The sequence below is a fragment of the Gryllotalpicola protaetiae genome (assembly GCF_003627055.1).
In the GTDB taxonomy this organism is placed as follows: Bacteria; Actinomycetota; Actinomycetes; order Actinomycetales; family Microbacteriaceae; genus Gryllotalpicola; species Gryllotalpicola protaetiae.
The window spans coordinates 2,403,164-2,423,503 of record NZ_CP032624.1 but is presented as its reverse complement, the minus strand read 5'-3'; the positions used below and the strand labels follow the sequence as shown (position 1 = coordinate 2,423,503).

The 20,340-nt window shown below is 66.9% G+C and carries 13 protein-coding genes, 1 tRNA gene, 1 other RNA gene and 1 pseudogene; 5 read left to right on the top strand and 11 right to left on the bottom strand.

Going from position 1 to position 20,340, the window contains the following annotated elements:
- Positions 1-87: 87 nt before the first annotated feature.
- From D7I44_RS11840 to ffs, 4 genes are all read right to left on the bottom strand, one after another.
- Positions 88-1,281: an acetate/propionate family kinase gene (locus D7I44_RS11840; protein WP_120789680.1), complete on the bottom strand. Its 1,194-nt coding sequence runs from the start codon at positions 1,279-1,281 to the stop codon at positions 88-90.
- A 64-nt stretch (positions 1,282-1,345) separates the two neighbouring features.
- Positions 1,346-3,502, bottom strand: coding sequence for a phosphate acetyltransferase (gene pta, locus D7I44_RS11835; protein WP_245979567.1), 2,157 nt, complete (start codon positions 3,500-3,502; stop codon positions 1,346-1,348).
- 35 nt (positions 3,503-3,537) lie between these two features.
- Entirely contained in the window at positions 3,538-5,979 is a 2,442-nt protein-coding gene (locus tag D7I44_RS11830) for a phosphoketolase family protein (RefSeq protein ID WP_245979565.1), read from the bottom strand.
- Between the two features lie 168 nt (positions 5,980-6,147).
- Positions 6,148-6,244: signal recognition particle sRNA small type (gene ffs / locus D7I44_RS11825), an RNA gene on the bottom strand.
- A 141-nt stretch (positions 6,245-6,385) separates the two neighbouring features.
- Between ffs and D7I44_RS11820 the strand changes: the two genes are divergently transcribed.
- A tRNA-Ser gene (locus D7I44_RS11820) sits at positions 6,386-6,470 on the top strand.
- 40 nt (positions 6,471-6,510) lie between these two features.
- Here D7I44_RS11820 and D7I44_RS18595 read toward each other — a convergent pair.
- The 7 genes and pseudogenes from D7I44_RS18595 to D7I44_RS11790 all read right to left on the bottom strand — a co-directional run bounded on the left by D7I44_RS18595 (position 6,511) and on the right by D7I44_RS11790 (position 15,251).
- A pseudogene (locus D7I44_RS18595) lies at positions 6,511-6,959 on the bottom strand (HipA domain-containing protein).
- A 321-nt stretch (positions 6,960-7,280) separates the two neighbouring features.
- Positions 7,281-8,075, bottom strand: coding sequence for an IclR family transcriptional regulator (locus tag D7I44_RS11810; RefSeq protein WP_181445564.1), 795 nt, complete (start codon positions 8,073-8,075; stop codon positions 7,281-7,283).
- Positions 8,076-8,164: 89 nt separating this feature from the next.
- Positions 8,165-8,989 carry a carbohydrate ABC transporter permease gene (locus D7I44_RS11805; protein WP_120789678.1) on the bottom strand — a complete coding sequence of 275 codons (825 nt, stop codon included), beginning with the start codon at positions 8,987-8,989 and terminating at the stop codon, positions 8,165-8,167.
- Positions 8,990-8,995: 6 nt separating this feature from the next.
- Positions 8,996-9,928 (bottom strand): carbohydrate ABC transporter permease, encoded by a 933-nt coding sequence (locus tag D7I44_RS11800; protein ID WP_220093769.1) that lies wholly within the window; start codon positions 9,926-9,928, stop codon positions 8,996-8,998.
- A 98-nt stretch (positions 9,929-10,026) separates the two neighbouring features.
- Positions 10,027-11,358, bottom strand: a complete 1,332-nt coding sequence (locus tag D7I44_RS11795) for an ABC transporter substrate-binding protein (protein WP_162940240.1) — start codon at positions 11,356-11,358, stop codon at positions 10,027-10,029.
- Positions 11,359-11,428: 70 nt separating this feature from the next.
- Complete coding sequence (locus D7I44_RS18220) at positions 11,429-14,011, bottom strand: hypothetical protein (RefSeq protein ID WP_162940239.1); 2,583 nt, start codon at positions 14,009-14,011, stop codon at positions 11,429-11,431.
- A 151-nt stretch (positions 14,012-14,162) separates the two neighbouring features.
- Positions 14,163-15,251, bottom strand: coding sequence for a mandelate racemase/muconate lactonizing enzyme family protein (locus tag D7I44_RS11790; protein WP_120789675.1), 1,089 nt, complete (start codon positions 15,249-15,251; stop codon positions 14,163-14,165).
- Positions 15,252-15,365: 114 nt separating this feature from the next.
- On the opposite strand from D7I44_RS11790, the gene D7I44_RS11785 reads away from it, so the two are divergent.
- From D7I44_RS11785 to D7I44_RS11770, 4 genes are all read left to right on the top strand, one after another.
- Positions 15,366-16,250: an HpcH/HpaI aldolase/citrate lyase family protein gene (locus D7I44_RS11785; RefSeq protein ID WP_425459314.1), complete on the top strand. Its 885-nt coding sequence runs from the start codon at positions 15,366-15,368 to the stop codon at positions 16,248-16,250.
- Positions 16,251-16,351: 101 nt separating this feature from the next.
- Positions 16,352-17,731: an FAD-binding oxidoreductase gene (locus tag D7I44_RS11780; protein WP_245979564.1), complete on the top strand. Its 1,380-nt coding sequence runs from the start codon at positions 16,352-16,354 to the stop codon at positions 17,729-17,731.
- Positions 17,728-19,923, top strand: a complete 2,196-nt coding sequence (locus D7I44_RS11775) for a malate synthase G (protein WP_120789673.1) — start codon at positions 17,728-17,730, stop codon at positions 19,921-19,923. Before D7I44_RS11780 ends, D7I44_RS11775 begins: the two co-directional genes overlap by 4 nt.
- The gene (locus tag D7I44_RS11770) at positions 19,920-20,339 is read left to right on the top strand and encodes a GlcG/HbpS family heme-binding protein (RefSeq protein WP_120789672.1); all 420 of its coding nucleotides are present in this window, start codon (positions 19,920-19,922) and stop codon (positions 20,337-20,339) included. The genes D7I44_RS11775 and D7I44_RS11770 overlap by 4 nt, the downstream gene beginning before the upstream one ends.
- Position 20,340 lies beyond the last annotated feature (1 nt).

Genomic DNA, 20,340 nt, shown 5'->3' with positions numbered 1-20,340 from the left:
TTCCCGCAATGACTCGCCGCAGAAGAACGTCTACATCACCGCCTGTGCCACGGATCGCCGCTTCTGCGCGACGCCGGTGCCCTCACCTCAGTGGGAGATGACCTCCAGGGTCTGACGAGCGATCTCGAGTTCCTCGTTGGTGGGGACCACGAGCACCTTCACCCGCGACGAGTCCGACGAGATCTCCCTGGCCTCACGGGACGGCGCGTGGTTGCGATCATCGTCCACCTCGATGCCCATGAACTCGAGCCCCGACAGCGACTCGGAGCGCACCTCGATGTTGTTCTCGCCGATGCCCGCCGTGAAGCTGATGACGTCGAGGCCGCCGAGCAGCGCCGCGTAGGCGCCGACGTAGTGCTTCACGCGCCGACGGAACACATGTGCCGCGAGCGCGGCGCGTTCGTCGCCCGCCTCGGCCAGGTCGTGCACGTCGCGCGAGTCAGAGTGGCCCGACAACCCCAGCAGGCCGGAGCGCTTGTTCAGCAGATCGTCGATCTCCTGCCAGCTCATGTGTGCACGCCGGCCGAGATGCAGCAGCACCGACGGGTCGACGTCGCCCGAGCGCGTGCCCATCACCAGCCCGGCCAGCGGTGTCAGGCCCATGCTGGTGTCGATCGAACGGCCGCCGTCGATCGCGCAGGCCGACGCCCCGTTGCCGAGATGCAGCACGATCTGCTTGAGCTCCTCGACCGGGCGGCCGACGAAGTCCGCAGCCGCGCGCGAGACGTAGCGGTGCGAGGTGCCATGGAAGCCGTAGCGACGGATGCGCCACTTCGTCGCAAGCTCCTGGTCGATCGCGTAGGTGTATGCCTCCGGCTGCATGGTCTGGTGGAACGCCGTGTCGAACACGGCCACCTGCGGCAAGCCCGCGAAGGCCTGCTGCGCCGCGCTGATGCCCTGCACTGCGCCCGGATTGTGCAGGGGGGCCAGCTCGGAGAGGTCCTCGATGTTGATCTTGACCAGATCGTCGATGAGCGTCGGCTCGAAGAACCGCGAGCCCCCGTGCACCACGCGGTGGCCGACCGCGATGAGCTCGTGGTCGCCGAGGCGCGGCCCGTGCTCGTCGAAGTCGTCGCGCATCACCGCGCACGCCGCCGCATGGTCAGGCACCTCGACGTCGCGCTCGAACTTCTGACCGCCCGTCTTATGCGTCGTGCGCCCGCCCGAGGGCTCGCCGATGCGCTCGATCAGACCGCTGGCCAGCGTCTCTTCCGACTCCATGTCGATCAGCTGGTACTTCAGCGACGACGAGCCGCTGTTGATGACGAGGATGCTGGGCATCGGATGCTTCTCTCTGGTCGTCGCTTCGAGACGCGGGCTTCGCGCGCTCCTCGGCGAGCGGTTGTCAGGTGGACTGCGCCTGGATCGCGGTGATCGCGATCGTGTTCACGATGTCGTCGACGAGCGCGCCGCGCGACAGGTCGTTGACCGGCTTGTTGAGGCCCTGCAGCACGGGGCCGATCGCGACGGCGCCCGACGAGCGCTGCACCGCCTTGTACGTGTTGTTGCCCGTATTCAGATCGGGGAATATGAACACCGTCGCGCGCCCCGCGACCGGCGAACCTGGCAGCTTCGCGGCGGCCACGACCGCGTCGGCCGCGGCGTCGTACTGCAGCGGCCCCTCGACCAAGAGCTCGGGCGCGCGCTCGCGCACGAACGCCGTCGCCGCCCGCACCTTGTCGACGTCGACGCCCATCCCCGACTCACCCGTCGAGTACGACAGCATCGCCACGCGCGGCTCGATGCCGAACTGCGACGCTGTCGCCGCCGACGAGATCGCGATGTCGGCGAGCTGCGTGTCGGTCGGGTCGGGGATCACGGCGCAGTCGCCATAAACAAGAACACGGTCGGACAGCGCCATCAAGAACACGGACGAGACGACCGACACCCCGGGCCGCGTCTTGATGATCTCGAACGCGGGCCTGATGGTGTGCGCCGTCGTGTGCACCGCCCCGGAGACCATGCCGTCGGCGAGCCCGAGGTGAACCATCATGGTGCCGAAATACGAGACATCCGTCACGGTGTCGAGCGCCCGCTCGAGCGTCATGCCCTTCGCCTTGCGCAGCTCGGCGTATTCGGCGCCGAATCGCTCGCGCAGCTCCGGGTCGGTGGGGCTCAGGACAGACGCCGCGTCCAGATCAAGCCCCAGCGCGGCGCCCCGCGCGCGCACCGCCTGCTCGTCGCCCAAGATCGTCAGCTGTGCGATATCACGAGCGAGGACGACGGATGCCGCGCGGAGAATACGATCGTCCTCCCCTTCCGGCAGCACGATGTGCTTGCGCACCGACCGCGCCCGCTCGAGCAGCCGGTACTCGAACATCAGGGGCGTGACCACGGGCGACGGCTCGACGTCCAAGGCATCCAGCAGTGCGATGTGGTTCACGTTCCGGTCGAAGAGGGCGATCGCGCGCTCGGTCTTTCGCGGGGAGTCCGCCCCCATGCGCGTGCGCGCGCCGTTCACCCGCACCGTCGTCTCGAACGTGCCGAACGGCGCCTCGATGATCGGCAGCGCAGGGTCCATGCCGGCGATGAGCCGGGTGATCGGCTCTGAGAGCGTGAACCCGCCGTTCAGCACGATTGCCGACACCGACGGGAAGGTGCCCGCCTGGTACGCGGCGAGCACGGCGAGCAAGGTCTCGGTGCGATCGCCCGGCACGACGACCACCGCGCCCTCGATGAGACGCGTGAGCACGTTCTCCATCGACATGCCGGCGACGACGACACCGAGCACCTCGCGCTCGAGCAGCTCACGGTCGCCGAACAGCAGCGACCCCTCGACGGCGTCGAGCACCGAGCCGACCGTCGGGGCGACGAGCACCGGGTCCTCCGGCAGCACCCATACCGGCCGCTCGAGCGAGTCGGCGACGCCCGAACGCGACACGGCGGCGACGGATGCCTGCACCTCGCGATGGATCGCCGAGAGCTCCCCGGGGTCGGCGCGGTTGACGACGACTCCGAGCAGCGAGGCGTGCTCGATGCGCAACTCGTCGATCGCGACGGCCGCGAGCTGCCGCACCTGCTCCGTCGTCCGAGCGGCCGAAGACCCCAGAGCACCGTGCTGCCCGAGCACCCCGTCCGACGAGCCCTCGGTCGACCGCCCGCTCACCACGAGCAGGACGGGTGCACCGAGGTTCGCGGCGATGCGGGCGTTGAACGAGAGCTCGGTGGGCGCCCCGACGTCCGTGTAGTCGCTGCCCACGATCACCACGGCGTCGCACCGGTCGGCCAAGCGCCGGTAGCGCTCGATGATGCGGGCGAGTGCCGCCTCGGCATCCGCATGCACCTCGTCATAGGTGACGCCGATCGAATCCTCATACGGCAGATCTGCCGTCGCCGAGCCCAGCAGCCATTCCAGGATGTAGTCGCGCTGCGCCGTGCTGCGCGCGATCGGGCGGAAGACCGCGACCCGCCCGACCTGCCGCGACAGGGTGCGCAGCACGCCGAGCGCGATCGTGGACTTGCCGGTTTGCCCCTCGGCAGAGGTGACGTAGACCTGCTTCACGAGTTCGACGCTAGCGACACCGTCTTGGCGTCGCCCTAGTCGTTGTCGCCGCCGGTGTCGTTGATGTTGGCGTTGGCGCCGCCCTTCCAGGCCCACTTCGCGACCTCGGGGATGTCCTCGCCGTGCTCGTAGGCGTAGAGGCGGGCGGTGAGGCGGGCGTCCACCATCTCCTGCCGGAGTCCCGCGTAGCGCTCGGCCAGGCCGGGCACGCGGTCGATGGCGTCGATGACGAGGTGGTAGCGGTCGAGGTCGTTGCGCATGACCATGTCGAACGGCGTGGTCGTCGTGCCCTCTTCCTTGTACCCGCGCACGTGCAGCGTGCCGTGGCCGTTGCGGCGATACGTGAGGCGGTGGATCAACCAGGGGTAGCCGTGGTACGCGAAGATCACCGGCTTGTCGACGGTGAAGATCGCGTCGTAGTCGCGGTCGGAGAGCCCGTGCGGGTGCTCGTCCTCGGGCTGCAGCTTCATCAGGTCGACGACGTTGACGACGCGCACCTTGAGATCCGGGATCGCCTTCTGCAGGATCTCGGATGCCGCGAGCACCTCGAGCGTCGGGATGTCCCCCGCCGCCGCGAGCACCACGTCGGGCTCCTCGCCCGGCTTCTCGGAGCCCGCCCATTCGAAGATGCCGAGGCCGCGCGTCATGTGGCGCACCGCCTCGTCGACGGTCAGCAGGTTCGGCTGCGGCTGCTTGCCGGCGACGACCACGTTGACGTAGTCGACCGAGCGCAGGCAGTGGTCGTAGGTGGACAACAGCGTGTTCGCGTCGAACGGCAGGTAGACCCGCACGACGTCCGCCGACTTGTTGACGACGTGGTCGATGAAGCCCGGGTCCTGGTGGGAGAAGCCGTTGTGGTCCTGCCGCCAGACGTGGCTCGAGAGCAGGTAGTTGAGCGACGAGATCGAGCGGCGCCAGGGGATCTCGCGCGTCACCTTCAGCCACTTGGCGTGCTGGTTGAACATCGAGTCGACGATGTGGATGAACGCCTCGTAGCTTGTGAACAGCCCGTGCCGGCCGGTGAGCAGGTAGCCCTCGAGCCAGCCCTCGCACTGGTGCTCGGAGAGCACTTCCATGACGCGGCCCACGCGGGCGATGTGCTCGTCGATCGGCCAGATCTCGCCGGCGAACTGCTTGTCCGTCGCGGTGTAGACGGGTGGGGCGAGGCGGTTGGATGCCGTCTCGTCAGGCCCGAAGATGCGGAAGTTGTTCGGGTTGTCCTCGATGACTTTCGCGAGCCAGTCGCCGAGCACGCGCGTCGCCTCGTTCGACGTCGCGCCCGGGGAAGGCACGTCGACGCCGAACTCGCGCCAGTCGCGCAGCCTCAGGTCCTTGCGGATGAGGCCGCCGTTGGCGATCGGGTTGGCGGACATCCGCCGGTCGCCCTTCGGTGCGATCGCAACCGCGTCGGGCACGGGGCGCCCCTCGTCGTCGAAGAGCTCCTCGGGGCGGTATGACTTGAGCCACCCCTCGAGAAGCGCCGTGTGCTCCGGCGTGTCACGGGCGTTCGCGAGCGGCACCTGGTGCGCGCGCCACGTGTTCTCGACCTGCACGCCGTCGATGACGGGCGGGCACGTCCAGCCCTTCGGAGTGCGCAGAATGATCATCGGCCACTTGGCGCGGCCCTCGAGCGTGCCGGCCGCAGCCTGGGCCTTGATCTCGGCGATCTGGTTGAGAGCCGCATCGAGGACCTCGGCGTAGCGCTTGTGCACCGCGATGGGGTCTTCGCCGTCGAATCCGCCCTCGACCAGATACGGGGTGTGCCCGTAGCCCTTGAACAGGTCGAGCAGCTCGTCCTGAGGAATCCGGTCGAGAACCGTCGGGTTCGCGATCTTGTAGCCGTTGAGGTGCAGGATCGGCAGCACGACGCCGTCCTGCACGGGGTCGATCCACTTGTTGGAGTGCCAGCTCGTCGCCAGCGGGCCGGTCTCGGCCTCGCCGTCGCCCACGACCGCCATGACGAGCAGGTCAGGGTTGTCGAACGCCGCACCGTACGCGTGGCTGAGCGCGTAGCCGAGTTCGCCGCCCTCGTGAATGGACCCCGGCGTCTCCGGCGCCACGTGGCTCGGGATTCCGCCCGGGAACGAGAACTGCTTGAAGAGGCGCTTGATGCCCGCTTCGTCCTGCTCGATGTCGTGATAGACCTCGGAGTAGGTGCCATCGAGGTAGGCGCTCGCGACCAGGCCGGGGCCGCCGTGGCCGGGACCGATGATGTAGATCGTGTTGAGGTCGCGCTCCTGAATGGCGCGGTTCATGTGCGCGTACATGAAGTTCAGGCCGGGCGTCGTGCCCCAGTGCCCGAGCAGGCGCGGCTTGATGTCGTCGATGGTGAGCGGCGTGCGCACCAGCGGGTTGTCGAGCAGGTAGATCTGGCCGACGCTCAGGTAGTTGGCGGCGCGCCAGTAGGTGTCGATGAGCCGGATCGTCTCGTCGGAGACCGGGGTCTCTTCGCGCTTCTTCCAGGCTGTTTCGGGCATGGTTCCGGTCGACATCGAGAGTCCTCCCTTGGGGGCCGTTCCGCCTGGTGGCGGTTCCAACGCCAGCCTATGGAGAGGGGTTCGCGCTTCGCTAGGACTTTTTCCTGCTCTGGCCGGGACTTCGACCTGATAAAGCGACGGATGCCTGAACTGGAGGTGTCTTCCAAAAGAAAAGACCCCCCGCGCACCCGCCAGAGCCCGGTTACCCTTGCTGCGTTTCCGCCCTGGGGGAATTGGCCTGGATGGCGCCACGCGGGGAGCCGGTCTTCATTGTACGGGAGTCGCCGGAGTGCGCGGTACCGGGGCGTTTGTGCTGCGGCACTCTCCGTCAGCCACCGATTCGGCGCGGCGCGTCCGCTCAGCCCGCGTCCGGTAGACTCATCGAGTTGTGCTTCGGCACAACGCTGGAGAATTCGCCTAGTGGCCTATGGCGCACGCTTGGAAAGCGTGTTGGGTGAAAGCCCTCGGGGGTTCGAATCCCCCATTCTCCGCTGTGTGTTGAGTCGCGACATGGGTGTCATCTGAGTCGCGTCATCGGCCAGCCGGCTTGCCGTCGTTCGCAAGGTGCGCCTGCGGAACTACGTCGTACGCCGAGGCGAGGGTGACATCGCCGTCGACGGGGTGCAGCAACCCGATGTTCTTCGTGTGCATATCGAGATTGCCGATGCCGACCGCGAGCTGACGGCACCGCCGAACTCCTGATACTTCTCGTTTCCACTTGCCCCGAGAGCCTGGCTGAAGTCCTCTTGGTGAATACGAGCGCCGTCGTGCCTGTCGTAGCGCTCGATGACCAGTGCGGGCAGCCCGTCGAAGTCTTCGATCGACACTGCAAAGTTCGCAAGTGAAAGGCGACACGCGAGCCGCGAGCCGTACTCCTCGTCGAAGATGATGGTCGCCTTGTCACCGCTGAGCTGCGGTTTGAGGATGTGCGTCGACGGGTAGCCGCCCAGCGCCTGAGCCCAACCGCCTGGGGTGCGCACCAGGACGATCTTCGGCCGGACGCCGCCGAGCGACGACTTGCCCGCCGACGCCTCGTTGGCCAGCGGAGCGCCGATCGGGTCTCCAGCAGGGCGCGGACTTCCGCCGAAGTCAGCCCCCTTGCCGACGGCGTCCTCGGTTCGGTCGGGTCATCGATATCCCAGAGCTGAAGCGCACCAGCGACATCTCGCCCGTAGCGGGCGAGGAACCCCAAAGTGTCACCGCGCCGAATACCGGCCTGCACCCGAGCACACGGTCGAGGCGTTCGCGCGGGGGTTGGAAAATCAGGTCTGAGCGAGCCCGGTCTGCTGCATGCAGTCAGCTCAGTCGTCGCCCGCAAGCTCTTTTGCCAGACCCGCCGCTGCCTCCTTGAGAAGAGGCACAGCGCTCTCGCCGACGGCCTGCGTCAGTCGAACGCTCGGTCCCGAAATCGACAATGCGGCCGGTATCGGCAACCCCAGAAGAGGCACGGCGTAGCAGCGCACCCCAAGCTCATGCTCGCCCTCATCGATCGCATAGCCGCGTTCGCGGCTGAGGGCGAGATCTTGCGCGAGCTCGTCAGGATCCGTGATCGTCGTCTCGGTTGCACGCGGCATGCCGGCGCGGCCGGTGATCCGACGCACCGCCGCGTCATCCACGACGGAGAGGATCGCCTTTCCGACGCCGGTCGAGTGCGTGTACGTGCGGTGCCCGACCTCGGTGAACATGCGCATCGAATGCGGCGAAGGGACCTGCGCGACGTAGACGACCTGGTCGCCGTCGAGCATCGCGAGATTGGCGGTCTCGCCGAACCTCTCCACGATCGTCGCGAGGTATTTGTGGGCCGTCGGCCCTATCTGCAGGTCCGCGTACTGCCCCAGCCGCATCAGCCTCAGCCCGAGTCCGTACTTCCGTGACGGCAGCTGACGGACGTAACCCAGCGACGCCATCGTCTTGAGCAAGCGGTGACAGGTGGTGACCGGCAGTCCCACCATCGCCCCAAGGTCGTTCAGTGTGAGCCCGCCGTGCGCCTCCGCAAGCAGCTCGAGCAGGCGGAATGCACGCACGACCGACTGGACGCCAGAGGCCTCGGACGGCAGTTCGTGCACGTTCGAAGTCTGCTCCGCATTCGTCGTCATCCGGCACTCCTATCGTGGCCACAGTGTATATACCGCTGTGGGTGTCAGACCCTGCGGCTCCGCCCGACACCCACATCGTAGGAGTGGGCCTAGCCCTTCAGACCACTTCCGAAACTTCTGATCATGTAGCGCTGGAAGACGAAGAACATGATCAGAATCGGCAGGCTCGCCATGAGCAGGCCAGCGAAGACCTGCCCCCAGTTCGTCGAGAACTCCCCGACGAAGCTGTAAATCTGCACAGGCACAGTCACATGCGGGGTGCCGCCCAGGTAGAGCAGCGGTGTGAAGAACTCGTTCCAGATCGAGACACCGTCCAGCACGATCACCGTACCGGTCACGGGCAGCAGCAAGGGCACGATGACGCGCCAGAAGGTCTGGAACCCGCCGGCACCGTCCACTCGAGCGGCTTCCTCGTACTCGATCGGGATCTGCTTCATGAAGCCGGTGTAGAGAATCACGGTCAGTGGCAGGTGGATGCCTGCGTTGAAGATGATGACCGAGAGGGGATTTCCGGCCAGACCTGCATCTGTGAACGCGCGGTACAGCGGAAGCACACCGATCTGGAAGGGCACCATCATGCCGGCGGCGACGATGCCATACCACCGGCTGCCCCAGCGGCCAGTCGAGCGGGCGAAGTAGTAGCTCGCAGCTGCCCCGATGACGACGAGAATCACGACCGAGACCGCAGTGATGTAGAAGCTGTTGAAGAATGCGGGGCCGAGGCCGCCTTGAGTCCACGCCAGCTTGAAGTTGTCGAGATAGAAGGAGGTCGGGGCGCCGAACGGATTCCGCGCGACGGAGGCCGAGTCGCGGAACCCCACCGAGATCAGCATCCACAATGGGAAGACGAACACGGCGGTGACGACAATCATCACGGCTTCGAGGATTCCCGTGCGCCAGGTGTATCGGTACATGTTTGATCAGCCTCGTTCCCGGAAGACGCGCATCTGACCGAACGAGATCACCGCGATGAGGATGAACACGATCAGGCCGAGGGCGATGCCGTAGCCGTAGCGGTTGTAAAGGAATGCCTCGTTGTAGAGCAAGGTGGACAGGGTCTGGGTCGAGTTGCCCGGGCCGCCTTGCGTTGTCGCGATCACCTGGTCGAACAGCTTGAACGAGGTGATCAGCGACAGGGTGATGTTGATCACCGTCGGCGTGCGCAACAGCGGCCAGGTCACGAACGCAAACCGCTTCACCGAGCCCGCGCCGTCGAGTGCGGCCGCTTCGGTGACCTCCTCTGGGATGTTCTGCATTCCCGCGAGATAAATGACCATGGAATAGCCGGCGTACTGCCATACGACGATGGCGATGATGCCCCAGATCGCCGTAGAAGTCTCGCCGAGCACGTTGAGGCCGCCGTCCTTCGCGCCGAGCAGCGCCGTGAACTGTGCGAACGCCCCGCCGGGCACGAAGATGAACTGCCACACGTAGCCGACGATGATCGGGGTCATGACGACCGGCGCGAACAGCAGGGTGCGCAGCACGTTGCGGCTGCGGATGCGCGAGGACAGCCCCATCGCGAGAAGCAGGCCAATGGCGTTCTGGGCGATCGTGATCGAACCGGCCATCAGCAGCGTGTGCCACAGTGCACCGGACGTGTCCGGCGAGGAGAACAGGCTGACGAAATTCTGGATGCCGACGAAGTTGATCTCGCTGCCGAGGCCGCTCCAGTCGGTGAACGCGTAGTACACGCCCTGCACCGTCGGGTAGACGACGATTGCCGCGAAGAACACAAGGGCCGGAACGGCGAACCAAAACGAGATCCGCAACCGGGCCCCGGCTGAACGGGATGCGCGGCCGACCCGGGTTCGCTCCCCAAGCGGTGCGGCCGCATCAGTGGTGCTGGACAAGGAAGCTCCTCGAAGTTCGGGCCCGAGCGGCGGTGGCCGGGCCATGAAGTCTGGATGCCGGGTGGAGGCGAATCGTTCCGCCTCCACCCGGCGTGGTGTTACTTGCCCGCGAAGGACTGCTGGATCGCGTCGACAACCGCGTTGATGTCAGCCTTGCCGAGGATGAGGTTCTGGTCCTGCGCGATCATCGTCTGCTTCACGTTGGCGTTGGGCCAGAAGTTCGTCTGCCACAGGGCGGTCTTGCCTGCGTGGTAGAGATCGCTGATGCCCTTCATGTCAGAGGTCACCGGGGTGTCCTTCGTTGCGGTGTACGGCAGCCCGAAGTTTGCCTTCGCGGCTTTCGTCAGGTTGTCGGACTGCGCCATGAAGTCAACGAAGGCGATCGCCGTCTTCTTGTTGGTGCTGGCCTTGTTCACGCCATAGGCCGCGCCGGTGTTCGCGGTGAGGTATGTGTCGGAGGCTTTGGACGTGGCGGGGATCTCGAACATGTCGTACTTCAGCTTCGGGTTGTCGGCCTGCACCGACGGGATCGCCGAGGCGATGATGTCGACACCGACCGCCTTCTCCGTCGCGACCAGCGAGTTCGCCTGCTGGTCGGAGTAGCCCGTCGAGTTCGGCTCGAAGCACTTCGCGTCATTCATCTGCATGTACTCCTTGAGCGCCTGCGTGAGCGCAGACTTCCACTCGGTGGAGTTCGTCCAGTTGAAGTCCGACGCGGTGACCTGCTTCGCGAAGTCGGGATCCTTCGAGTACGCGATGGTGTTTGCGAGCTCCAGCGGAACCTCGGTGTCGAGGTAGCCGGTCTGGTTGCCGAGCGCGATGGGCGTGACACCCTTCGCCGCGACCGCCTTGCACCAGGACAGAAGCTGCGGGAAGGTCGTGGGGACCTTCTGCCCGAGCTTGTCCATGAGCGCCGTGTTGTAGTAGACGCCGGTGGGGTTCTCGTAGGTGTTCAGCGCATAGAGCTTGCCGCCGTACGAGACGAGACCGTTCGCCGTCGGCCCGATCGACTTCGCCCACGGGCGATCGCTCAAGTCCTCCAGCAGACCGGCCTGGCCGAGCAGCTGGCTCGCCATCGCGTTGCCCGAGCCGCCCCACACGAACATGACGTCCGGTGCGTGGCCGGCCGCGAGCTGCGCGCGCACGGTGGTCTGGTAGGTGTTCGACGGTGACTCGACAAGGGTGACCGTCGTGCCCGGATACTTCTTCTCAAACGCGTCAGCTGCGTCCTGCAGGAAGGGCTGATCGGTCTCCGCGCTGACGCGGATCGTTCCCTTGATGCCGGAATCCGCCTTGGTGGTGGATCCGCCGGTGGACGCGCTACTGCCCGAGGCGCAGGCGGTCAGCGCTGTGGCTGCCGTCACCAGGATCGCCCCCGCCAGGGCGAGGCGCCCGCGCTTCCGGCGCGAGCGAGTCGGTGATGCGAACATCGTTGTCCTCTCAGTTGTGGTGCAGTGAAGGGGATATCTCTTCTGTGCCGGTGCTCCCAGGAAACGGCGGTCAGGCCGCTGATGCTCCCGGGAGGACGTAGTAGGGCTGGTTCGCGAGCGACCGGTCGAGGCCCGGCGACAGCCACGCCTCCGCTCCGTCCTCGCTGCGCAGCACGAAGAAGTACTGCAGGTGGAACGGGGCAGCGGTATACGCCGCGTCGATGACCGCAGTGAGCCTGTCGCCCACGCGAAGCATCGGCGCGACGGCCCAGTCCTCGCCCTGGTTGAGGTGTCGGAAGTGCAGCTCCACATCGAGCGCGTCCTCGCCGGTGGCTGTGATGGTCAACGGGGCACCGTGCTCGAAGCCGTCGACGGGGACGTGCTCCAGTCCGCCGGAGCGCGAGCCCGCCTTGCGACGTGACGCAGCTTCCGAGCCGTCCACCTCGCGGCGCGCATTGCGCGCATCCGCAAGCTCCGTGACGAGGGCCGCGACGTCGCGGTCCACCTGCTCCAGACGATCGCGCCAGCTGCCCTGCTCGCTCGGTCGGTCGCCGAACGCCAGGTTCGGGGCGTAGACGCCGTCCGCGAGCTCGACGACCGCGGCGAGCGCGGCGCGGCCAGCACGGTAACCCTTGAGGCCGTCGGCGAGCTGCTCGGGATCGCCCGTCGCCGAGAAGAGCGAGTATCCGACACCGGCGAGGATCTTGCCGGCGAAGAACCTGCCGAGCTGCGCCTGAATCGTGGCGTCGATCTCCACTCGACGGAACTCGGGGTCCTCGAGGTCGGGGGCGCTCGCACGCGCCGCGCTGAGCGCCGCCTCCGTCGATGCGGACAGCTCGAGCAGCCGCGCGGCGACTTCGTCGGGCGTGATCCGGCCGCTCGGCAGCCCCGAGACGAGAGCCACGGCATAGTCGTCCGCCGTCTCGAAGATCTGCGGGTCGAACGGGCTGGCGCTGCCCCAGGTGCCCGGATCTTCGAGGTCGAAGTCGTAGGCCTCCGGCGAACGAGCGTGACCGGCGATGGGCATGTCGGTGAACACCTCTGGCCAGAAGTAGTTGTTCGACGCGCTGAGCGATTGGGTGACGGTGACGAGAGGCAGCACCTTCCCGGCGAAAGAGAGTGCGGACGCGACATGCTCCGCCGCTTCGCCGAAGGCGGGTCGCAGCGCGCGCAGCCATGTCTCTGCCGGCGCCTCCGGGTCGAACAGCAGACGACCCCAGAGGCGATATTCGTGGCGGTACTTCTTCCAATCGTCGATGCCGAGCGTCAGCGACTCGTCGACGTAGAGGTCGCGCGGGGCGCCATCTCGGCCGGTGTCCTTTCTGCCACGGAAGACGAGCGGCTCGCACAACTCGGCGCCGAGCGCGCCACCGATCGTGCTGAGGCGGCCGTAGCCGGCGAACAGCTCGGGGTCCGCCCAGAGCAGGAACCGCTGCGATCCCGGCCACACCCGGAAGATCAGGTCGTGGGCGCGCTCCTCAGCGAGAAAGTCTCCATAGCCGTAGCGGGTGAAACGCCGCTCGTTCTGAGTGACGCCACGAAGGGCATCGTCCCTGGCGGGGCGCGCCTTCTCCAGCGGCCGTACGGAGGCCTGGTGGTACGGCAGGCCCTGGTGTTCGGCCCAGTACTTTGCGGACAGGACCGCGTGAGCGCCGACCTCCTCGGCGATGCCGATCAACTCGGCATCTACGCCTTTGGCGTGCAGGTCGACATCAAGGGGCCTACCGGCGCCACGAAGCCCGGACATGACAGTTCGCCAGAACGCGCCGTGACTCGCCTCGGGAACACCACCCTCGTAGTGCACACGGAAGGTGACTCCGGCGATGCCAGGGCACGCGTCGATCAGCAGGCGGAGCGCCTCCGCAGAATACGCTGCCGTCTCGTCGTCCTCGAGTCCGGAGATCGGGTAGCGAAGTCCCGGGCTGTCCTCCAGTTCCGGCTGGGCCGCGTGATTCCACAGTCCGAGTTGAAAATGGATTCCGCGGCGGGCCGCTTCGTCGCTTGCGAAGCGCAATGCGTCCAGATTGGCTGCACGCTCCCCTGCGGCGAGCCCACCAACGCGTACCCGCTCCCAGCCCGGCACATCGACCAGGAACGGGTACGCGAAGCAGAGATAGTTGTCCTTGACATCCGGGTCGTGCGAGTAGTTGTACTGCATCCCGAATGCGAGCTGGACACGGTTGATCCGATCGGTCGCGAGTTCGTCGAGGTAACCCGTCCAGAAGTCCCGGTCGCGGAACCAGCCGAGGTCGAGAACATCGCTCGCAACCGTCCGAAGCACGCCGCGCACAAGCGCCGCGGGGCCCCGCGGTGCGATCGAGACGGCCGCAAGGGCGGCAACAGCAGCACGTGCGCCGTCCGTGTGCCGGACCACGTCCGCGAGCTCGGTCAACGCGTAGCCTGCGCCGCGCGCCCCGCCTGCCGTGACCTCGATTCGAGAGCCGACGACGGCGATCCCGAACGCCTCATCCTCCAACGCCTCCTCAGCGCCCACCACGATGACGAGCGCCACATCGACGACCTCCGCCTCCACTGAGACACCGCGACCGACGAGTGCGGCGGAAAGCTGCTCGACGGCCCACGGGACCGGGGAGACCCCGGCTAGCGCGGCGACGATCTCGAGTCGAACGGCGGCGGTGTCGTTCAGCGGCACGGTGCTCTCCTTTGGGTACCGGGTGGTCGGCCGGAAATGTACCCATCACTTTTCGCGATGCGGTATTTATGTTCCGAAACCAATGAAAGTTGATGTTAGGTAGGGTCCGCGACGAGGTCAAGCGAAATCGTCGGATCGATCAACAAAAGATTCAGTCGGTCGCCTCTACGACTGCCTCGGACAGGAACCGAGAGGTCAGTTCGATGCCCCAACCGGGCACCGAGGGGGCGGCGACGGCGCCCCCGACGACCTCGAGCATCGGTTCGTACACGCCCTCGGACCATGCCGTGCGCTCGATGCTCCACTCCTGGTGGTGCACGCACGAAGGCATCGCGAGGGCCAAATGCGTTGTGAACACCTGCAGCAACGAGTCGTTCGCGCAATGCGGCGTGCACGGGATGCCGGCGAACTCGGCAAGCACGGCGACTTTTCGCGCGCGCGAGACGCCGCCGAGATAGCCGATGTCGGGCTGGACGATATCCACAGCCCGCCCTGTCAGCATGCGGTAGAACTGCGGCAGCGAATTGTCCTGCTCGCCGCCGGAAACCGGGATGTCGAGAGCCGCCGTCACCTGAGCGGTGTTCTCGATCTCCGGGAACGGGCAGGGCTCCTCGAAGTGGAAATAGTCCTGCTCCTCCAGCATCCGCCCTACTCTGATCGCCCGCGGCACCGTGAATCCCCCGTTGGCATCGGCACTCAGCAGAAAGTCCGGTCCCAGAACCTCTCGCATCCGCGGGATGATGCGCTCTGTCCGGCCGGGGGCCGCGTCGCGGTCTCGGCCCATCGGGTCGCCGACGCGGATCTTCGCCGCCGTGTAGCCGTATTCGGCCGCCAGCGCCGCGATGCGGTCGGCTTCGGCCTCCGGGGTGATGTTGCGCACCATGCTCGACGCGTAGACCGGGATCTCAGAGCGAACCGCTCCGCCGAGCAATTTGTACACGGGCACGCCGGCCGCCTGCGCGTTGATGTCCCACAGTGCCGTGTCGATCCCGCCGAGTGCCCGCAGCACGAACGAACTCGGGAACTTGTACTGCTCGAGCAGGAAGCGATCCACGAGCGCCTCGACATCCCACGGGTCGGCGCCGATGAAGAACGGTGCGACGAACTCGTGCAGCACCCGCACGCTGAGCCCAGTCTGGTACGGCGCGGTCTGGCCGATGCCGACCAGGCCCTCGTCTGTCGTGACACGGACGGCGGCGATCTCGCCGCGGTGCAGGGTCTCTATTCGCGCGATCCTCATTGATCCCTCTCTTGCATCAAATTCCACGATGCGGGAATACTGTGCCATAAATTTGGTGTCACTCTCAACCAATGTGCCAACCAGGGCAGCGACGCCCGAAGAAAGCGAGAAACCGTGACGACGACGGCAACCTCCGAAACCAGAACCGTGGCCGCGCGTGCGGCGCGCGAAGCGCGGCGCATCGATGGGCGCGATGCCCGTTCCTGGCAGCTGGTTTCGGCTCGGTCACCCGAGCAGTTCGACCCCGCGCAGCTCGGCCGAGCCGACCAGGTGATCCTCGATCTAGAGGACGCCGTCGACACCTCGCACAAGAGCGAGGCCCGGGCCGAGGTCGTCAGGTGGTTCGAGGGCGGCGGCCGCGCTTGGGTGCGACTCAACGATTGGACAAGTCCGGAGTGGGGCGAGGACCTCACGGCGCTGGCCGGGCTGCCGGGGCTCGCCGGCGTGATGCTCGCGAAGACCGAGGCCGCTGAGCAGATCACCGACACCTTCCAGCGGCTCGGCGGCGCAACCCCCGTCATCGCCCTCATCGAATCGGCCCTCGGGATCGAGGACGCCGCGGCGATCGCCCGTGCCCGCGGCACCTGCCGACTCGCCTTCGGCTCCGGCGACTACCGGCGGGACACCGGCGCCGCGAACACGTCGACGGCGATGGCGTACCCGCGCACGCGGCTTGTTCTCGCATCCAGGATCGGAGGCCTGCCCGGCCCGATCGATGGCCCCACCGTCGCGAGCACGCACGCGGTCCTGCGCGAGCAGAGCGCCGACGCCGTCGCGTTGGGGATGACCGGCAAGCTGTGCCTTGACGGCGAGCAACCCGCCGTGGTGAATGAGTCTCTGAGCCCCTCCGGCGCCGACGTCGCCTGGGCGAGGGAATTCCTCAACGATTTCGAGGCGCGTGGCGGGGTGATCAGAGACGGGTCCGACAAGCCGCGACTCGCGCGCGCGGAGATGATCTCCCGACGCGCCACCATCTTCCGCATCTCACCCGAGGCCTGACCCGCCCGGTTGACCGGGCCGGGCGGATCTGAGTAGGCTCACCGCAGATCGGAATTTGATTTCCGCTATACGGAATTGATGGTTTCTGTCGAGGAGGACAGGTGGCGGACAATCCCCGAGCAGACGACCTGGTCGGACTGCTGCCGGCCGGGGCGGTGCTCACCGAGCCGGCCGCAATGGAGGCGTACCGGTGCGACCGTGCATCGGACACCCATACGGTCATGCCGCTTGCGGTCGTGCTCGCAGAGTCGACCGCCGACGTGCAGGTCGCGGTGCGCTGGGCCGCACAGCACGGCGTCCCGATCGTCCCTCGGGGCGCAGGCACAGGCCTCTCCGGGGGAGCCACCACCGTGGCGGGCTGCATTGTCATCACGACCGAGCGAATGCGCGCCGTGCAGGTAGACGCCGACACCCGCACTGTCGTCGTTCAACCGGGCTTGCTCAATGCAGAGCTCAAGGCCGAGGTCGCGCGACACGGCCTGTGGTACCCGCCCGACCCCGCGTCATTCCAGATCTGCTCGATCGGCGGCAATGTCGCCACCAATGCGGGCGGCCTGTGCTGCGTGAAGTACGGCGTCACGGCCGACTACGTGCTCGGGCTCGAAGTGGTGCTCGCCGACGGCCGTGCCGTCCGGTTCGGCGGCGCGCTCATCAAGGATGTCGCCGGGCTCCCGATGGTCAAGCTCTTCGTCGGCAGCGAAGGCACTCTCGGCATCATCACAGAGATCACACTCCGGCTGCTGCCTGCGCAGCCTGCGCACCGTACCGTCGCAGCTTGGTTCGACTCCCCGGCGCAGGCGGCTGCCGCCGTCGCAGAGATCGCCACAGGCATCCGGCCGTCGATGCTCGAATACATGGACCGGCTTTCGGTCAATGCCGTCGAAGACCACCTCGGCCTCGGCCTCGACCGGGACGCCGCGGCATTCCTGCTCGCCGGTGTCGACGAACTCGATCCGCACGGTCGTGACCTCGCTCGAATCATCGAGGTATGCGCCGCACACGGCGCCCGCAGCGCCGCCGAGGTCGAACCGCCGCGCGCCGCCGAGCTCGAAGCGGGACGCCGCGCCGCGATCCCCGCCGTCGAAGAGCGCGGCCGCGTCCTCCTCGAGGATGTGGGTGTTCCGATCCCCCTACTCGGCGAGCTGATCGCCGGCATCGAGGCCATCAGCCGCGCCAATGACGTGGAGGTGGCGTTCTTCGCGCATGCCGGCGACGGAAACTCCCACCCGCTTGTCGTCTTCGACAACGAAGACCGCGATCAGCAGACCCGCGCCGAGCGGGCCTACGGCGAGATCATGACCCTCGCCATTCGGCTCGGCGGAACCATCACCGGCGAACACGGCGTCGGCCGGCTCAAGAGGCCCTGGCTGCGCAGTCAGATCGGCGACGACGCGCTCGAGGTCGAGCGTCGCATCAAGACGGCGCTCGACCCGGCCGGAATCCTCAACCCCGGCACCATCTTCAAGGAGACACAGGAATGACCGACGACCATCGCGTTCACATCGACGGGCTGCAGATCGCCCGCGAGTTGTACGACTTCATCGCAGACGAGGCCCTTGAGAATACGCGAGTCACCGCCGAGGCGTTCTGGGCAGGCGCCGCGGCGCTCATCGATGAGCTCATGCCCGAGAACCTTCGTCTCCTCGCTGAACGCGACCGTCTGCAGGCGGAGCTAGACGAGTGGAATCGCGCGCACCACCAGACTCACGTCGAACCCGGCGAATACCGCCGATTCCTCGAGCGGATCGGCTACCTCGTCCCTGAGCCGACGGATATCAGCGTGACGACGCGCGACGTCGATCCTGAGATCGCTGAGCTCTCCGGGCCCCAGCTCGTTGTGCCGATCACGAATGCGCGCTATGCGCTCAACGCCGCCAACGCCCGCTGGGGCTCGCTGTACGACGCGTTCTACGGGACGGACGCGCTTCCGGGTCGCGCCGCCCCGGGGGGCTACGACCGCGCCCGCGGTGCCCAGGTCGTCGCACGTGTGCGCAGTCTGCTCGACGAGTTCTTCCCACTTGAGTCGGGCAGCCACCTGGACGCCATCGCCTATGAGGTGCGTGAGGGCGCGCTGACGGCAGTGCTGCCGGCGGGGCGCGTCGCGCTGCGCGAAGCCGAGGCGTTCCGCGGTCACACCGGCTCGATCGAGCGCCCCTCGGCGGTGCTGCTGCGCCGCCGCGGCGTGCACTGGGAGATCCGCTTCGACGCCGGTTCACCCGTCGCGGCAGACGACGCAGCGGGCATCAGCGATGTCGTCATCGAGTCCGCGCTGACGACAATCATCGACTTCGAGGATTCCGTTGCGACCGTCGACGCGGCAGACAAGGTCGCCGCCTACCGGAATTGGTTGGGTCTGAACCGCGGCGACCTGACGGAGAGCTTCGAGAAGGGCGGTCGCATCGTCACTCGCAGACTCGCGGCCGATCGCAGCTACACCGGGGTCGACGGCGAACAACTCGTCCTGCCCGGTCGATCCCTGCTGTTCGTTCGCAACGTCGGCCACCACATGATGACCGACGCGGTGCTCGACTCGGCTGGGAGGGAGATCGGGGAAGGCATCCTCGATGCCCTGGTCACCACCCTCTGTGCGCTCCCCGGCCTCGACCCGACCAACCCGGGCCGCAACAGCCGCCGCGGCTCGATCTACATCGTCAAGCCGAAGATGCACGGCTCGGAGGAAGTCGCGTTCGCCGTTGCCATCTTCGAGCGCGTCGAGGCCCTGCTCGGTCTCACCCCCGGAACCATCAAGCTCGGTCTGATGGACGAGGAGCGACGCACCTCGGCCAACCTCAAGGCTGCAATCGCCCAGGGCGCTGACCGGCTTGTCTTCATCAACACGGGGTTCCTCGATCGGTCGGGCGACGAAATCCACACCTCGATGGAGGCCGGCCCGATCGTGCGGAAGGCCGAGCTGCGCACCGCGCCGTGGATACTCGCATACGAAGACCAGAACGTCGATATCGGGCTCGAGAGCGGATTGGCCGGGCACGCCCAGATCGGCAAGGGAATGTGGGCCGCTCCTGACCAGATGGCCGGCATGCTCGAGCAGAAGATCGGACACCCGCTGTCCGGCGCCACGACAGCCTGGGTGCCCTCACCCACCGCCGCGACGCTCCACGCGCTGCACTATCAATGGGTCGACGTGCGCGAACGGCAGCGCGAACTCGCCGGATTCCGCCGCAGCACCCTCGAGCAGCTCCTCACGGTCCCGGTCGGTGATCCCGCCGAGTGGGACGCAGATGCCCGGCGTCTCGAAGTCGACAACAACGTGCAGTCCCTGCTCGGTTACGTCGTGCGGTGGATCGACCAAGGCATCGGCTGCTCGAAGGTCCCCGACATCCACGACGTCGGGCTGATGGAGGACCGGGCCACGCTGCGCATCTCCAGCCAGCTGCTCGCCAACTGGCTGCGCCATGACGTCGTGGACGAAGCGCTGGTCCGCGATTCGCTCGCGCGCATGGCCGCCGTCGTCGACGAGCAGAATTCCAGTGATCCCGCCTATCAGCCGATGGCGGCGAATCTCGCCAGCAGCACCGCATTCGCTGCGGCCTGTGCGCTCGTCTTCGACGGCGCCGCACAGCCGAATGGGTACACCGAATTCATCCTCCATCGCTACCGCCGGGTGGCGAAGGCCCAGGAACTCACCGCAGCGATCGCCGGAGAAGTCGCATGAAGCAGTACATCGAAACGACCGCCATCAGCCACGAGTTCGCCCTTCACGTCATTGCCACAGCGATCAGCTGCGGGGCGGATGCCGGCGTGAAGGTCGCGGTCACCGTGGTCGACCCTTCCCTCGCGCTCGTCGCCTATGCGCGCGCCGACGGCATCACGCCGCACAGCGCGGAGACCAGCCGGCGAAAGGCGCAGACCGCGGCATCCACGCGGCGTCCGACCGGTTGGATGCAGGGAGACCTGGCCGTCGCCTTGCCGCTCGGCACTGGATCACTGTTGACCAACGTCAAGGGCGGGGTGCCCATCCGCGTCGACGGGCGGATGATCGGCGGCCTCGGAGTGGCGGGCGGCACACCCGACCAGGACGCAGCAATCGCGGCCCAGGTCCTCGTGGCGATCGGTGCGGAGGCCGACTAGA

Excerpts from the sequence above, each read along its gene's own strand:
- D7I44_RS11840 (WP_120789680.1), bottom strand. The coding sequence starts at position 1,281 with ATGCCCAGCATCCTCGTCATCAACAGCGGCTCGTCGTCGCTGAAGTAC.
- D7I44_RS11830 (WP_245979565.1), bottom strand. The coding sequence starts at position 5,979 with ATGCCCGAAACAGCCTGGAAGAAGCGCGAAGAGACCCCGGTCTCCGAC.
- D7I44_RS11810 (WP_181445564.1), bottom strand. The coding sequence starts at position 8,075 with ATGACGACGAATGCGGAGCAGACTTCGAACGTGCACGAACTGCCGTCC.
- D7I44_RS11805 (WP_120789678.1), bottom strand. The coding sequence starts at position 8,989 with ATGTACCGATACACCTGGCGCACGGGAATCCTCGAAGCCGTGATGATT.
- D7I44_RS11795 (WP_162940240.1), bottom strand. The coding sequence starts at position 11,358 with ATGTTCGCATCACCGACTCGCTCGCGCCGGAAGCGCGGGCGCCTCGCC.
- D7I44_RS11790 (WP_120789675.1), bottom strand. The coding sequence starts at position 15,251 with ATGAGGATCGCGCGAATAGAGACCCTGCACCGCGGCGAGATCGCCGCC.
- D7I44_RS11775 (WP_120789673.1), top strand. The coding sequence starts at position 17,728 with ATGACCGACGACCATCGCGTTCACATCGACGGGCTGCAGATCGCCCGC.
- D7I44_RS11770 (WP_120789672.1), top strand. The coding sequence starts at position 19,920 with ATGAAGCAGTACATCGAAACGACCGCCATCAGCCACGAGTTCGCCCTT.